Origin of the sequence: Streptomyces sp. TLI_185 (genome assembly GCF_003814765.1) — a bacterium.
GTDB lineage: Bacteria > Actinomycetota > Actinomycetes > Streptomycetales > Streptomycetaceae > Streptomyces.
Window position 1 is genome coordinate 3,489,036 of the sequence record NZ_RKRB01000001.1, and the last position, 13,536, is coordinate 3,502,571.

Sequence of the window (13,536 nt, forward strand, 5' to 3'; positions counted from 1 at the left end):
ACAGCCCTGATGGACCCTCACTTCCGCATCCCCTATGCCGTGCCCACCGCCCTGCTGGCGACCGCGCTCCTCGTCAAGCTCCCGACGTTCGTACGCGCCTGGCGCGACCCCGACGTACGGGCGACCACGGTGCTGCTGGCCTCGGCCACGGCCGTCCTGGTCGTCATCACACCGGTCAACATCGAGCGCCTCAACGAGCTGACGGGCGTGCCCAACATCGCCTCCCCCTGGGCCTATTCGTTCCTCACCGCGTTCTGCGCCACCGGTCTGACGATGATCATCCGCTGGCGGGAGGAGCCGTCCGAGCGCCGCCGCCGCAGGATGCGCCGCATCTACTGGGTGTACGCCGGTGTCGTCGTCGCCCTGTGGGGGACGTTCCTGCCGGCGCACGCGGCCGAGCCGCGGATCTACGACCTGGACACCTACTACGCCTCGACCCCGTGGATGCGGGAGCACATCCTGCTCTACCTGACCGCGCACATGGTGTCGTCCCTGGTCGCCGCCTCGATGCTGTGGAAGTGGTTCCCGGAGGTCGAGAACCGCTGGCTGAAGTCGGGGGTCGTGCTCCTGCAGCTCGGCTTCGCCTCGGGCCTGCTCTTCGACGCGGCGAAGCTGACGGCGGTCGGCGCCCGCTGGTCGGGCCGCGACTGGGACGCCCTCAGCACGAGCGCCGCCCCGCCCTTCGCGCTCATGGAGGCGGCCCTGGTGGCGCTCGGGTTCCTGGTGCCGCAGGTGGGACCGTTCCTGCAGCGGTGGATCCGCGACCAGCGCGAGCACCGGCGGCTACGGCCGCTGTGGCGGGCGGTGCGCGTCCTCGGTGCGTCGGCAGCACCGGCCCGGCTCGGCTTCTGGGCGCCGCTGGACCTGCGCCTGATGCAGCGCCGGCAGCACATCCACGACGGGCTGCGCCTGCTCACCCCGTACTTCGACCAGGGCCTCCACCAACAGACCTACGAGGCCGCGCGGGCCGCCGGCCAGGACGAGTCGAGGGCGCGTGGGACGGCAGGCGCGGTCACGGTCCGCGCAGCCCTGGCCGCCCGGGGCATGGGATCCCCGCCCACGCCCGACACCGCCGCGACCAGCACCCACATCACCGCCGACATCGAGTCCATCTCCCGGGAACTACGCCGCCCCAAGGGGCGCGGGGCTGTATCGATATGCGGCTCCGCCGCGATGGGGGTCCCCCCGCTCGAGCGAAGTCGAGAGGGGGGGAGCGACCAGCCCCCACGCAGCCGCAGACGACACACCGCACACCCAGCGGAGCACCCCGCGGTGGAGCCGCACACAGAAAGCAAGATCACCAATGCCTGACAGACCCACCGCCCGCCGCCCCCACGCAGTGGTCATCGGCGGCAGCATCACCGGCCTCTTCGCCGCCGCCGCCCTCGCCGAGTTCGCCGACGTGACGGTCGTCGAACGCGACACGCTCCCCGAAGGGCCCGAGCCCCGCCGCGGCGTCCCCCAGGCCCGGCACGCACACCTCGTGTGGAGCGGCGGGGTCAAGGCCTTCGACGAGCTGCTGCCCGGCCTCACCGCGGAGATCGTCGCGAACGGCGCCCGCCTGGTGCACATCATGGGCGACATGGTCTCCCGGGCCCCGAACGAGGTCTGGTTCCGCCGCTTCACCTCCACCCACCACCGCAACCTGGTGTGCTCCCGCGACCTGCTCGACGCGGTGATACGCACCCGCGTCCTCGCCGACGCGCGCATCACCCTCCGCCAGAACACCACGGCGCTGGCCCTGCAGGGCGACCAGGACCGCGTCACCGGCGTCCAGGTCCGCACCGGGGACGAGGAACTCGCCCTGCCCGCCGACCTGGTGGTCGACGCCTCCGGCCGCGGCTCGCACGCCCCCCGCTGGCTGACCGACCTCGGTCTGCCGCAGGTCACCGAACGCGAGGTGAACGCCGGCGTCGCCTACGCCACCCGCCTCTACCGGGCCCCGGGCACGGCCGCGGACAGCGGCTTCCCGCTCGTCAACGTCCAGGCGAACGCCGCGAAGGCGCCGGGCCGTGGCGGCATCATCGTGCCCATCGAGGGCGACCGCTGGATCGTCACGCTCTCGGGCACCCGAGGCGGCGAACCCGGCCCCGACCCCGACACCTTCACGGACTTCGCCCTCGCGCTCGGCGACCCGGTCATCGGCGAACTGATCAAGGACGCGGAGCCGCTCGGCGAGGTCGCCACCACCCGCAGCACCGCCAACCGCCGCCGCTACTACGAGAAGATGCGGCCCTGGCCGGACGGCTTCACCGTCCTCGGCGACGCGATCGCCGGATACAACCCGGTCTACGGCCACGGCCTCACCGTCGCCGCCCAGTGCGCCCTCAGCCTCCGCACCGTCCTGCGCTCCACGGCCCTCACCGCCCCCGGCACCGCCCGCCGCGTCCAGCGCGCCGCGGCTCGCCCGGTCGCCGCCGCCTGGGACCTGGCCGTGGGGCAGGACGCGTTCTACCCCGGCGCCACGGACACTCCCCCGAACGCTCTGGAGCGCTTCCTCGCCCGCTTCGTCGACCGCGCGGTCGCAACCGGAGCCCGCAGCCCCCGCGCCCTCGGCGCCCTCCTGGACGTCATGAGCCTGGAGAAGCCCGCCACCCGCCTCTTCTCGCCCGACATGCTGATCCCCATGCTCTTCGGCCCGAAGAAGCCACACCTGCAAGGCCCGCCCCTGACCGAGCCGGAACGCAAGACCGCCGCCCCGTACTGACCGAACCGAACGGCTCCCGAGGTCCGCGGCGCACACTGGAGCCATGCGCATACGCACATCCCCCGGCACCGTCCGGTGGCTCCGTACCGCACGGACGCTCAGCCGCCTCCAGCACCGTCCGGCCCCCGCCCGCCCCTCGCACCGGGCCCAGTTGCTCGCCCTGGTCGCCGTCCTGGACGAGGCGGTGGCCGCCCAGACACCGGCCGACGCGGCGGTGGCCGCCTGCGGGGACCCGGGTCCCGTCTCCCGTCAGACGGCACGCATGTGCAGCCGCCAGAGCAGCACCCTGCACCGCCTGCGCACCCGCCTGCAGGACCTCGAACTCAGCGACCCGGACCTGCTGCGGGCCCAGGCCCACGCGGCACGGCTGCTCGCCTACGACCTCTGGATGCTGCGCGAGTCCCTCGACCTGGCCTTCACGCTCCGCCCCGACCCCCGCACCGAGGCCACCCGCCTGCGCCTCAACGGCCTGGGCCGCCACGCCGACGACCTGCGCCGCCTGCGCGACGGGCTGCGCGAAGAAGCGGGCTGAGAACTGCCCTACCCGAGGACGGACGAGGTGGCCGAGGGAGGATCGGTCGGCCTGGGCGAGGTGGCCGAGGGAGGATCGGTCGGCCTGGGCGAGGTCGCCTCACCGGAGTCGGCCTGGAGCACGAGAACGACGGCTATGACCGCCATGGTCACGGCGGTCAGCGTGACCAGCCACCACATCCTGATCGGTTTCGCGTGCCCGGCCATGGCGCCCTCCTTGGGCGCGAGGGTACGCGCAATGCCGGCACTGAGGCCCCCTCTTCACAGCACACCGACAGCACAACACGGCACCAGCGCCCCGGCGTTGGCGGGAACGGCCGGACAGCGGCCCGGGGGATCAGAACGTTCCAGCGAGTCAGAACGTTTCTGAATGGGTGCGACGCCTGTCGGCAGACGACGGGATCGACGACAGCTACGGATCGCGCCGCACACGGACGCTGTGCACCCGACGCCGAGCCCGGTCGCACACCCGCGCCCCTGTAGATTCCTTGCACGACCCGAGGAGATCCGCGATGCCCGACCGCCGCAAAGTTCTGTTCGTGACCGACCTCGCGTACCAGGCCCGGGGGCGGCGCTACTGCGACGAGGACATCTTCCTGACCTCCCGGCTGCGGGACGCCTTCGACATCGCCCTGTGCCACCCGCTGGATGCCGCCGCGCTGATGGACGCCTTCGACGGGGTCGTGGTCCGCAACAGCGGACCTGTACTGCACTACCAGAAGGAGTACGACGCTTTCCGGGAACAGGCCACAGCCCGCGGCACCCGGATCTACAACCCGCTGTCCGGCCGGGGCGACATGGCCGGCAAGCAGTACCTGCTGGATCTGACCGCTGCCGGATACCCGGTCATCCCCACCATCGACGGGCCCGAGGACCTGCACCTGCTGCCCGAGGCCGGCCAGTACGCGGTCAAGCCGAAGGCAGGCGCGGACTCCATCGGCCTGACCTTCGTACCCCGGAGGCAACTGGACGACCTCGCCTACGGCGACATCCTCGTCCAACCGCGCGTCGACTTCCGCTACGAGGTGTCCTTCTACTACGTCGACGACGCCTTCCAGTACGCCCTCCACGCCCCCGACCCCGAACGGCGCTGGGTCCTCGAACCCTACGAGCCCACCGACGCCGACCTCGCCTTCGCCCGGCGCTTCATCGACTGGAACACCCTCGACCACGGCATCCAGCGCGTAGACGCCTGCCGCACCGAGGACGGCGACCTGCTTCTCGTCGAGCTGGAGGACCTCAACCCGTACTTGTCCCTGGACCTGGTCCCCGAGCGGACCCGTGACTCCTTCGTGGAGAGCATGACGTCGTCCCTCCACAGGTTCCTGGACACTCTTCCCCGCCCCTGAGGCGGCATCCGGGCTCCTCTCGCCGTAGTCACAGCCTGTGACATACGACGGCGGGCAGCACCTGCGGCACCCGCAGATGCCGGACCTGATGCTGCCCAGGCCCTGACCGTGACAAGCAAGAACTGTCCGTTCTCGCGCTCCATATCCTGCAAACGGCGCTCGTCTTCGTTCGAGCCGCTGCGACTCAGCCGCGCGGCCCCGTGCCATGCAGGAGGGTGTCGATGACGAGCGTGGCCAGTGCATCCAGGTCCTGTCCGTCCGGGTCCTGTGCGGCAGGGCCCTGCTCCGCGCCGGACCTGTTGATGGCTTCGCCCAGGAGGGCGTAGTACGCCTGCCGCGTCCACTCCGGGTCGACGTCCGGGGCGAGCAGCCCCTCGCGTTGCGCCCGATTCACGAGAGAGACGGAGTGGGTGTTGATCTCGTCCCAGAGGGCGGCTGCGGCGGGGGTGTGAGCCGTGGCGTGACCGAGGGTGAAGCACCAGGTGTTCTTGACCCGCAGGACCTTCGCCGAGGACGTAGGTCTCATCACCGAAGCCGGCGACGATCTTCGACTTGCCGCCGAGCGCCTCGACGCAGGCAGCAGGGGCGTCGACCTGGCTGCACTCTTCTGGATCTGATCCTTTTCGACATCGACAGCAAATACTTGGCTAGCCACATGTTTGCTGTTACGTTGATTATGTGTCCAGCCACCTAAATGGGTGGTGGCACGAGAGGAGTCGTCATGAGAGCCATCCTGTTCGACCGTTTCGGCGGCACGGAAGTGCTGCACGAGGCGGACATCGAGGTCCCGCAGCCCGGCTCCGGGCAGATCCGCGTCCGCGTCAAGGCGGCCGGGCTGAACGCGCTGGACGGCAAGATCCGCTCCGGGGCCATGGAGGCCACGTTCCCCACGCCGCTCCCCGCCGTCCCCGGTGGCGAGCTCGCCGGCGTGGTGGACGCCCTGGGTGAAGGCGTGCAGGACGTGAAGGTGGGCGACGAGGTGCTGGGCTGGTCGGACACCGGCTCGTACGCCGAGTACGCGCTGGCCACCACCGTCGTCCCCAAGCCCGCCGGCCTCGACTGGCAGCACGCGGTAGCGCTGCCGGTGGCGGGCGAGACGGCCGAGCGGGTCCTTGACCTGCTCGGCGTCACCGCCGGGGAGACCGTACTGATGCACGGCGCGGCCGGAGCGGTCGGCACCCTGGCGGTCCAGCTGGCCACGGCCCGCGGAGCGCGTGTCATCGCCACCGCCGGCCCCGCCAACCAGGACTACCTCACCTCGCTCGGTGCCACCGCCACCCTCTACGGCGAGGGCCTGGTCGAGCGGGTCCGGGCACTCGCCCCCGACGGCGTGGACGCGGTGTTCGACCTTGCCGGGAAGGGAGCCCTGGAGGACTCCATCACCCTGCGGGGCGGCACCGAGCGCATCGTCACCATCGCCGACTTCCGCGCGCACCAGCTCGGCATCACCTTCTCCAGCGGTGGCCGGGAACGCTCCGCCGCCGGCCTGGCCGCGCTGGCCCAGGACGCCGCGACCGGCAAGATCGTCACCACCGTCACCGCCTCCCCGCTCGACCGGGCCGCCACGGCCCAGCAGGTCAGCGACGCCGGGCATGTCCGGGGCAAGCTCGTCCTCACCGTCGACTGATCACGCCGGCCTTTCCCCCTGTTTCGATCATCACCGAACCGAAGGACCCCTCATGCTGAACGCCCTGTGGACAACGACCACCGTCGGTGACATCTCCCTCCCGCACCGCCTGGTCATGGCCCCCATGACCCGCGACCGCTCCACACCCGAAGGCGTACCGACCGAGCTGAACGCCGAGTACTACGCCCAGCGGGCCTCGCACGCGCTCATCATCACCGAGGGCACCCAGCCCTCCTCCGACGGCCAGGGCTACCTCCTCACCCCCGGCATCCACAATGACGAGCAGATCGCCGGGTGGCGCAAGGTCACCGACGCCGTGCACGAGGCCGACGGCCGGATCGTCATCCAGCTGATGCACACCGGACGTATCGCCCACCCCGACAACACCCCGCACGGCCGTCAGCCGGTCGCCCCTTCGGCGATCCAGCCGCAGGGCGCGATGTTCACCGCGTCCGGGCCCCAGGAGATGCCCGTGCCCCGTGCTCTCTCGACGCAGGAGGTCGCGGCGACCGTCGACGACTTCCGCCGCGCCGCAGCGGCAGCCGTCTCGGCGGGCGCCGACGGCGTGGAGATCCACGGCGCCAACGGCTACCTGGTGCACCAGTTCCTCGCCGACAACACCAACCAGCGCACCGACCGCTACGGCGGCTCCATCGACAACCGCATCCGCTTCGCCGTCGAGGTCGCCGCTGCCGTGGCCGACGAGATCGGCGCCGAGCGCACCGGCATCCGTATCTCCCCCGGCAACCCCTACAACGACATCGCCGAGTCCGACACCGCCGAGCTGTATCCGGCGCTCCTGCGCGCCCTGAGGCCGCTCGGCCTCGCCTACCTCCACGTGCTGCACGCGGGGGACGAGGCGCTGCTGGGCACCCTGCGCGCGCTGTGGCCGACCACGCTGATCCTCAACCGGGCCGGCACCGACCTGCCCACCCGCGCCAAGGACGTCGACAACGGCACGGCCGACCTTGTCTCCGTCGGCGCCCTCGCGCTCGCCAACCCGGACCTGGTCGAGCGGCTACGCTCTGACGCGCCGCTGAACACCCCCGACCCGGCGACCTTCTACGGCGGCGGAGTGGCCGGCTACACCGACTACCCCACCCACACCGTCTGAGGAACCGCATCATGCCCGCCTCCACCCACCGCATCCCCTCTACGGCCATCGAGGGGCCGATGAGTTACGCGATCTTCCAGCTCGCCCGCGCCCACCGCGCCCGCGCCGCCGCCATGCTCCGCGAGATGGACCTGCATCCCGGACAGGAACTGCTGCTCATGCAACTCCTCGACCGGGACGGCCAGACCCAGTCCGAACTGCTCGAAAGCGTCGGCCTGGACCACTCCACCGTCTCCAAGTCCCTACGCCGCATGCAGGATGCCGGCCTGCTCGTGCGCGAGCCGGCCGCACACGACCGGCGCGTCATGGTCGTCCACCTCACCGACAAGGGCCGTGCCATGCGCGAGCCCCTGGCAGCCATGTGGCGGGCCCTGGAGGAGACCTCCGCGGAGAACCTGTCGGCGCAGCAGGCAGAGTCCTTCGTCCGCACCGCCTACGCCATCGCAGACGCGATCAACGGCCGCGCTGTTCCACGGGAAGATTCCGAGTAACTCCCCCAACTGTCGGAAAAGCCCGGTGAGCCGAGCCGGCGGATGTGGCGGTAGTACCCCCGCTCGCCCCCGTATGTCAGGGAGAACGGCGCTGAGCGGGGGCTCGACATCCGGGGCAAGCGCGAGCTGTCCCGGTGGAGGCAGGACGGGACTCATCCGGGGCAGGGCAACACCCCGCAGGGACGGGGAGCGCTTCCCTGTCGTCGGCCGGCCGCACATCGAGGACGGGCGCATCACCCGCGTTCGGGGCGCCTTGGACCTCGGCCGGCTCCTGCAGGCCGGCGGTGACCCGCGCCGCGGATCCCCCCACCACAGGCCAGCCCCTGAGCGGCCTGGGCCGACGGCGCCCCCGTCCGCGGCCACCACTGCCTCGCTCACCTAATTCCCCCTCACCTAATCCCCCCACTCCTGACCTGATGGAAAGTGAGACTCCCGTGGCCACCACACTCCCCGTCCTCGTCGTCGGCGCGACCGGTTCCCTTGGGGGCAAGGTCGTCGACGAACTGCTGGGGCGCGGTAAGAGCGTCCGCGCCCTGGTCCGGCCGACCACCGACGCGAGCAGGCACGAAAGGCGGGGTGTCGAGATCGCCCGCGGCGACATGCTCGACCTCGGCTCGCTCGTCGCCGCCATGAACGGCGCCGATGCCGTCATCACCACCGCTGCCGGCTACACCCGCGGTGGCAAGAACGCGTACGACATCGACACCGTCGGCAATGCCAACCTCGCCGAGGCCGCCCACCGCACCGGCATCCGGCGGTTCGTCCTGACCAGCATCCTCACCAGCGACCAGACGCCCCACGTCCCGCACTTCTGGCACAAGAAGATCGCCGAGGACAAGCTCGAACAGCTCGGCGTCCCGTTCGTCGCACTGCGCCCGGGAGCCTTCCTCGACCAGATCGCGACCATGGCGGGCAACCCGATCGACAAGGGCCGCCTGACGTGGATCGGCAAGACCACCGTCCCGCTGACCTTCGTCCACACCTCCGATCTCGCGGCGTACCTGGCTGCCGCCGTCGACGCCGAGGCAGACAACGGTGAGCGCATCGATATCGGCTGGGACCGTCCGGTCAGCATGCGCGAGATGGCCGACCTGATGGGCAACCGAGCCGGAAAGAAGATCAAGGTGTGGGCCGTCCCCTCCACCGTCGCCCGCGCCGCGGGAGCCACCGCCGGCCGCTTCATGCCCCTGGTCAAGGACATGGCCGCGATGTTCGGCTGGTTCGACAGCGGCCGCTACGTCGCCGACCCCCGCCGCCAGGAGCAGCTGTTCGGCCCCGTCCCCACAGCCGAGGACGCCCTCGCCCGGTACACCGACGAGCTGGGCGTGGCGCAGCACCGGTGACGGGCCCGCAGCCCGGTCCCGTCTGCCGCGCGGGGGCCAACCGATGAGTGCAGGAACCGCTGTGACAGATCGCCACACGTTCGTATCGCACCCGGAATGGGCCTGCCTGGCCCGCTGCAGCACAGACTTCACCTGAACTGGCCATACCACGACACCTGTTGCACCTGTTGGCGTCAACGGCACCGGCGCTGATCTGCATGAAGCCCCCTCGGCCGGCCTCGCGCCACAGTCGCTCCCCTGGAGAACTCCTGGCCGTCAGGAACCGCTGCCACCGCAGCAGGTCCACCCCGTACGACCGGATCATCAGCGCAGGCTGCGCCTGCGCCTGAGCGGCCCGCAAAGCAGCCGCTGCCCGGCTTGCCCCGGTCACCGCGGGGGTCCATACGAGAGAGGGCCGAGTAACCCATCGGGGCCGTTTCCTCCTCGCGAGCGACGCCCTCGATCATCTACTCAGCCGCAGGTCAGAGGGGTTGGAGTCCCCCGAGCACCGCCCGACTCCAAACCCATGAGCAGCGGATCCAGTCCGTTCAGGAAAAGTTGACGCTCCGACACGCAAAAAGGAACGTTTCCGCAGGTCAGGGACCTGCACAGTGGGGCGGGTGGGACTCGAACCCACGGCCGACGGATTATGAGTCCTTCGAGGATCTTGGCGGCCCTTGTCGATCAATGCTCATCTTGGCCGTTTTCCCAGGTCAGACGCGGTTTGGCAGCTCAGTCCTTCTCGACCCTTGTCAGTCTTTTCCGATCCTTGTGTCCAACCTGCGTCCAGAACGCGTTCTGGACGGACACGTGAAGCCGGCTTCCGAGGCGATCGCTCCAGCTCGGCAATGGGCCTTGGACGCGCGAGCAGCGGATTCGCCTTCCACCACCGCGCATACCCCGCGCCGGCACCGAGGGGTATCCGTGGCCGTGGACCGTGGACCACGCCCGCGCCCTGCGCGTCTCGCGCCGCCGGGCTCCTGGCCGACGCGCCCGGCGGGTGATCCGGCGGAGGCGGTGCCACTCGCTCCGGCGGGCGGGCGCGTCCCCGTCGATCCGGTGGACGCCCCGCCGGCGATCTAGCGGGGGGACCCGGTGTGCTCCCGCACAGTCGCCGCCTCGCTCGCCGCCGTCCCGGCCCCCGGCTCGGCGCTCTTCCCCGCGAACCCGCGCCGGCCCGGCAGGACCGCGAGGACGATCAGTGTTCCGGCGGCCATGATGATCCCGCCGATGAGGCTGGTCTGGGCGACTCCGTGGGCGAATGCCTGGTGGACGGCGTCCACGGCGGCCTGGGCCTGCTGGGGCCCGACGGAGGGATCCTGCGCGACCCGCTGCGCGACTGCCAGGCCGGCGCCGACCGAGTCCTTGGCGGTCTGCATCGCCTCCGCCGGGAGCCGGTTGCCCACCAGGTCGGTCAGCTCGTCCCGGTATGCCGTGCCCAGCAGCGAGCCCAGCACCGCGATGCCCAGCGCCCCGCCCAGCTCCAGCGCGGTGTCGTTGACACCGCCGCCGACGCCCAGCTCGGACTCGGGGAAGGAGCCCATGATCGTGTCGGTGGCCGGGGAGATGGCCAGTCCGAGCGCGAGGCCCAGCATCATCAGCGGCACCAGGAAGTCCCCGTACGTCGACCCTTTGTCGATCTGGGTGAGCAGGAACATGCCCGCCGTGCCGATGGCCATGCCGGTCACGGCCATCACCCTCACCCCCAGCTTCGGGGCGAGCACCCCGGTCACCGCGGACCCGAGGAACACCGCCCCGCCCAGCGGCAGCAGCCGTAGACCCGTGTCCAGGGCGCCGTAGCCGAGGACGAACTGCAGGAACTGCGTCGCGTAGTAGAGCACGGCGAACATACCGAAGAAGAAGAACATCACCGCGAGCATCGAACCGGTGAAGGGCCGCAGCGCGAACTTTCGGACGTCCAGCATCGGGTGCGGGTGCCGCAGCTCCCAGGCGACGAAGGCAAGCAGACCGACGCCGGCGACCACGGCGGCAACGACGGGGCCGACGCCCCAGCCGGCGTGCGGGCCCTCGATGGCGGCGTAGATCAGGGAGCCGACGGTGACGATCGACAGCAGACCACCGACGTAGTCGATCCGGCCCATGCCCTCCGCCTTGGACGGCGGTACCAGGGCGAGCGCGCCGACCACGGCGAGGAGGGCGACCGGCACGTTGATCAGGAAGGTCGAGCCCCAGGCGTGGTCCTCCAGCAGCCAGCCGGAGACCAGCGGGCCGACGGCTACCGCCACCCCGGAGGTCGCGGCCCAGGCGGTGATGGCCTTGGCCCGCTCGCTGCGAGGGAAGGTCGCGACCACCAGGGACAGCGTGGCCGGCATCACGACCGCGGCACCGACACCCATGATCGCGCGGGCCACGATGACCAGCGAGGTCTCGTCGACCAGGCTCCCCATCACCGAACCGCCGGCGAAGATCAGCAGACCCAGCACCAGCGCGCCGCGCCGGCTGTACTTGTCGCCGATCGCGCCCAGCACCAGCATCAGCGCCGCGTACGGAACGGTGTAGCTGTCGACGACCCACTGCAGATCACTACTGCTCAGGCCCAGGTCGGTGGTCATGTCGGGGGCGGCGACGATCAGTGACGTGTTCGCCATCACCGTGATCAGCAGGCTCAGGCACAGCACGAGCAGCGCCCACCAGCGCCGCGCGTAAGGCCCGGTCTTTTTCTCCACGGGGGTGTTCACAAGGAAGGACATCAGTAGCTCCTGAGAGGGACGGGGCGGACGAGCGGAATCACTTGACTGCCCGTGCGGCGAGCGGATGACGGGCTGAGATCTCCGGGCTTCAAGATCATCCTGTGGCCTCTTGTCGGCTTCCCTCGCCGATCCCCTGGAGGGCCGCATCGGTGTCCGCGATGGCCAGCACCTTGTTGATGTCGATGCCGGCCAGCGCGCCGGCCGCTGCGGAGGCCCCGACCTGGGCAACCGGATCGGTGACGTTGCCGGCCACCCACACACCCGGCACCTCGGTGGTGCCGTCGATACCGGAGGCGAAAGTGCGGCCCGTCGGCAGGTCCTGCACCGGCAGGCCCAGACCTTCCAGGCCATGGGTGCGGGCCTGCATCTGCGGGGCGACCGCGAGGACGCGGCGGGCCACGACCTGGCCGTCGGCCAGGCGCACTCCGGCGAGGGCACCGTCGGCGTCGTCGACGACCTCGGTGACCGGGGTGTCGATGACGCGGATGCCGCGGGCGGCGAAGCGGGCGCGGCTGTCCTCGTCCAGGTCGGTGCCGTGGGTGAAGTAGGTCAGGTCCTCGGTCAGCTGGCGGAACAGATACGCGTGGCCGATGGAGGCCGGGCCGGTGGCGAGGATGCCGATGGGTTCATCGCGCACCTCCCAGCCGTGGCAGTACGGGCAGTGCACCACGCTGTGTCCCCAGTGCTCGGCGAGGCCGGGCACCTCGGGCAGCACATCCTTCAGGCCGGTGGCCACCAGGACGCGGCGGGCGGTGATGCTGCGGCCGTCGGCCAGGGTGACGGTGAACCTCAGGTCCCCGTCCGCCGACGGGGCGGCGGACTCGGCCGAGACCACCTCACCGAACACGACGCGTCCGCCGTACTGGCGCACCTGCTCCCGGCCCCGTCGAAGGATCTCGGACGGCGGGGTGCCGTCCAGGGCGATGAGGCCGTGCACGGCCTCCGCGGGCGCGTTGCGCGGGGAGCCGCTGTCGATCACGACGACCGAGCGGCGGGAGCGGGCGAGGATCAGTGCACCGTTCAGCCCCGCGGCGCCCCCGCCGATCACCACCGCGTCGACGGCCCCCTCGGGCAGAGCGTCGCTCGCGTACGGAGGAGTCGCCGCAGCCACGGCCTCCTGCCTTTCCTGATCAGTCATGGTTCGGTCAATCCTTCGAGTTCTGGGTGGTTGGAGGGGGCAGCCGTTCAGGAAGCGCAGGATGCGGGCGGCGACCGTCTTGGGCTGTTGTGAAGAGTCCGGCCCCGGTTGCTGGGGTCGTTCGTGATGTACAGATCCAGTACGTCGATGAACGCCGTCGCCAGGATCGCGAGGATCAGACCGTGCCTTGTCGGCCTGGAGGGCATCGCAACGCCAGGCGTGCTCGCAGCCTGTCCGGTGAGCTCAGGACCGTTGTGTACTGAACAGTCAGAAACCTAAGCGGTTCTGTACTAAGTTGTCAAGTATGGCAGGTCGACCCTCGCTCACCACAACGGCAGCAGCAATGCACCGATCAGGGCGGGGCCGCGAGGGCGGCGTTCACGTACATCACCCACCGCCACGACGCCATGCGGTGAGCATGCCGCCGGGCAGCAGCCCGAACCGCTCGACGGCTTCGGGCCCGTTGCCGCCTCCGAGGACCTTGTCAGTCACGCAGCGCAGCCAGCCCCTGCACCGCGTGTCATTCAGCCCGGCGTCAGCGAAGGC

Annotated in this window: 12 protein-coding genes; 8 read left to right on the forward strand and 4 right to left on the reverse strand. The window is 70.7% G+C overall.

From position 1 onward, the window contains the following. Positions 1-9 precede the first annotated feature (9 nt). From EDD92_RS15920 to EDD92_RS15935, 3 genes are read left to right on the forward strand one after another with little or no spacing between them, the layout of a single operon-like run. A complete protein-coding gene (locus tag EDD92_RS15920; protein WP_260327305.1) occupies positions 10-1,311 on the forward strand; it encodes an MAB_1171c family putative transporter in 1,302 nt (433 codons plus the stop codon). Further along, positions 1,304-2,707, forward strand: coding sequence for an NAD(P)/FAD-dependent oxidoreductase (locus EDD92_RS15930; protein WP_123964934.1), 1,404 nt, complete (start codon positions 1,304-1,306; stop codon positions 2,705-2,707). The genes EDD92_RS15920 and EDD92_RS15930 overlap by 8 nt, the downstream gene beginning before the upstream one ends. Positions 2,708-2,750: 43 nt before the next feature. Then, the gene (locus EDD92_RS15935; RefSeq protein WP_123964935.1) at positions 2,751-3,239 is read left to right on the forward strand and encodes a hypothetical protein; all 489 of its coding nucleotides are present in this window, start codon (positions 2,751-2,753) and stop codon (positions 3,237-3,239) included. 8 nt (positions 3,240-3,247) lie between these two features. Here EDD92_RS15935 and EDD92_RS15940 read toward each other — a convergent pair whose 3' ends face one another. Next, on the reverse strand, positions 3,248-3,445 hold the full coding sequence (locus EDD92_RS15940) for a hypothetical protein (RefSeq protein WP_123964936.1): 198 nt from the start codon (positions 3,443-3,445) through the stop codon (positions 3,248-3,250). Between the two features lie 305 nt (positions 3,446-3,750). On the opposite strand from EDD92_RS15940, the gene EDD92_RS15945 reads away from it, so the two are divergent. Continuing rightward, positions 3,751-4,587 (forward strand): hypothetical protein, encoded by an 837-nt coding sequence (locus EDD92_RS15945; RefSeq protein WP_123964937.1) that lies wholly within the window; start codon positions 3,751-3,753, stop codon positions 4,585-4,587. A gap of 184 nt (positions 4,588-4,771) precedes the next feature. On the opposite strand, the gene EDD92_RS15950 is transcribed toward EDD92_RS15945, so the two are convergent. Then, positions 4,772-5,113 (reverse strand): hypothetical protein, encoded by a 342-nt coding sequence (locus EDD92_RS15950; RefSeq protein ID WP_260326542.1) that lies wholly within the window; start codon positions 5,111-5,113, stop codon positions 4,772-4,774. 195 nt (positions 5,114-5,308) lie between these two features. On the opposite strand from EDD92_RS15950, the gene EDD92_RS15955 reads away from it, so the two are divergent. The 4 genes from EDD92_RS15955 (at position 5,309) to EDD92_RS15970 (ending at position 9,162) form a co-directional block, all read left to right on the forward strand. Further along, positions 5,309-6,214, forward strand: a complete 906-nt coding sequence (locus EDD92_RS15955) for an NADP-dependent oxidoreductase (RefSeq protein WP_123964938.1) — start codon at positions 5,309-5,311, stop codon at positions 6,212-6,214. Between the two features lie 52 nt (positions 6,215-6,266). After that, positions 6,267-7,328 carry an alkene reductase gene (locus tag EDD92_RS15960; RefSeq protein WP_123964939.1) on the forward strand — a complete coding sequence of 354 codons (1,062 nt, stop codon included), beginning with the start codon at positions 6,267-6,269 and terminating at the stop codon, positions 7,326-7,328. An 11-nt stretch (positions 7,329-7,339) separates the two neighbouring features. Further along, the gene (locus EDD92_RS15965; protein ID WP_123964940.1) at positions 7,340-7,819 is read left to right on the forward strand and encodes a MarR family winged helix-turn-helix transcriptional regulator; all 480 of its coding nucleotides are present in this window, start codon (positions 7,340-7,342) and stop codon (positions 7,817-7,819) included. Positions 7,820-8,253: 434 nt separating this feature from the next. Continuing rightward, the gene (locus EDD92_RS15970) at positions 8,254-9,162 is read left to right on the forward strand and encodes an SDR family oxidoreductase (RefSeq protein ID WP_123964941.1); all 909 of its coding nucleotides are present in this window, start codon (positions 8,254-8,256) and stop codon (positions 9,160-9,162) included. A gap of 1,058 nt (positions 9,163-10,220) precedes the next feature. On the opposite strand, the gene EDD92_RS15975 is transcribed toward EDD92_RS15970, so the two are convergent. Both EDD92_RS15975 and EDD92_RS15980 read right to left on the reverse strand, forming a co-directional pair. Further along, on the reverse strand, positions 10,221-11,852 hold the full coding sequence (locus EDD92_RS15975; RefSeq protein ID WP_123964942.1) for an MFS transporter: 1,632 nt from the start codon (positions 11,850-11,852) through the stop codon (positions 10,221-10,223). Between the two features lie 94 nt (positions 11,853-11,946). Next, positions 11,947-12,990, reverse strand: coding sequence for an NAD(P)/FAD-dependent oxidoreductase (locus tag EDD92_RS15980; RefSeq protein ID WP_260326544.1), 1,044 nt, complete (start codon positions 12,988-12,990; stop codon positions 11,947-11,949). Positions 12,991-13,536: the final 546 nt, after the last annotated feature.

Excerpts from the sequence above, each read along its gene's own strand:
- EDD92_RS15920 (WP_260327305.1), top strand. The coding sequence starts at position 10 with ATGGACCCTCACTTCCGCATCCCCTATGCCGTGCCCACCGCCCTGCTG.
- EDD92_RS15930 (WP_123964934.1), top strand. The coding sequence starts at position 1,304 with ATGCCTGACAGACCCACCGCCCGCCGCCCCCACGCAGTGGTCATCGGC.
- EDD92_RS15935 (WP_123964935.1), top strand. The coding sequence starts at position 2,751 with ATGCGCATACGCACATCCCCCGGCACCGTCCGGTGGCTCCGTACCGCA.
- EDD92_RS15940 (WP_123964936.1), bottom strand. The coding sequence starts at position 3,445 with ATGGCCGGGCACGCGAAACCGATCAGGATGTGGTGGCTGGTCACGCTG.
- EDD92_RS15945 (WP_123964937.1), top strand. The coding sequence starts at position 3,751 with ATGCCCGACCGCCGCAAAGTTCTGTTCGTGACCGACCTCGCGTACCAG.
- EDD92_RS15950 (WP_260326542.1), bottom strand. The coding sequence starts at position 5,113 with ATGAGACCTACGTCCTCGGCGAAGGTCCTGCGGGTCAAGAACACCTGG.
- EDD92_RS15955 (WP_123964938.1), top strand. The coding sequence starts at position 5,309 with ATGAGAGCCATCCTGTTCGACCGTTTCGGCGGCACGGAAGTGCTGCAC.
- EDD92_RS15960 (WP_123964939.1), top strand. The coding sequence starts at position 6,267 with ATGCTGAACGCCCTGTGGACAACGACCACCGTCGGTGACATCTCCCTC.
- EDD92_RS15965 (WP_123964940.1), top strand. The coding sequence starts at position 7,340 with ATGCCCGCCTCCACCCACCGCATCCCCTCTACGGCCATCGAGGGGCCG.
- EDD92_RS15975 (WP_123964942.1), bottom strand. The coding sequence starts at position 11,852 with ATGTCCTTCCTTGTGAACACCCCCGTGGAGAAAAAGACCGGGCCTTAC.
- EDD92_RS15980 (WP_260326544.1), bottom strand. The coding sequence starts at position 12,990 with ATGACTGATCAGGAAAGGCAGGAGGCCGTGGCTGCGGCGACTCCTCCG.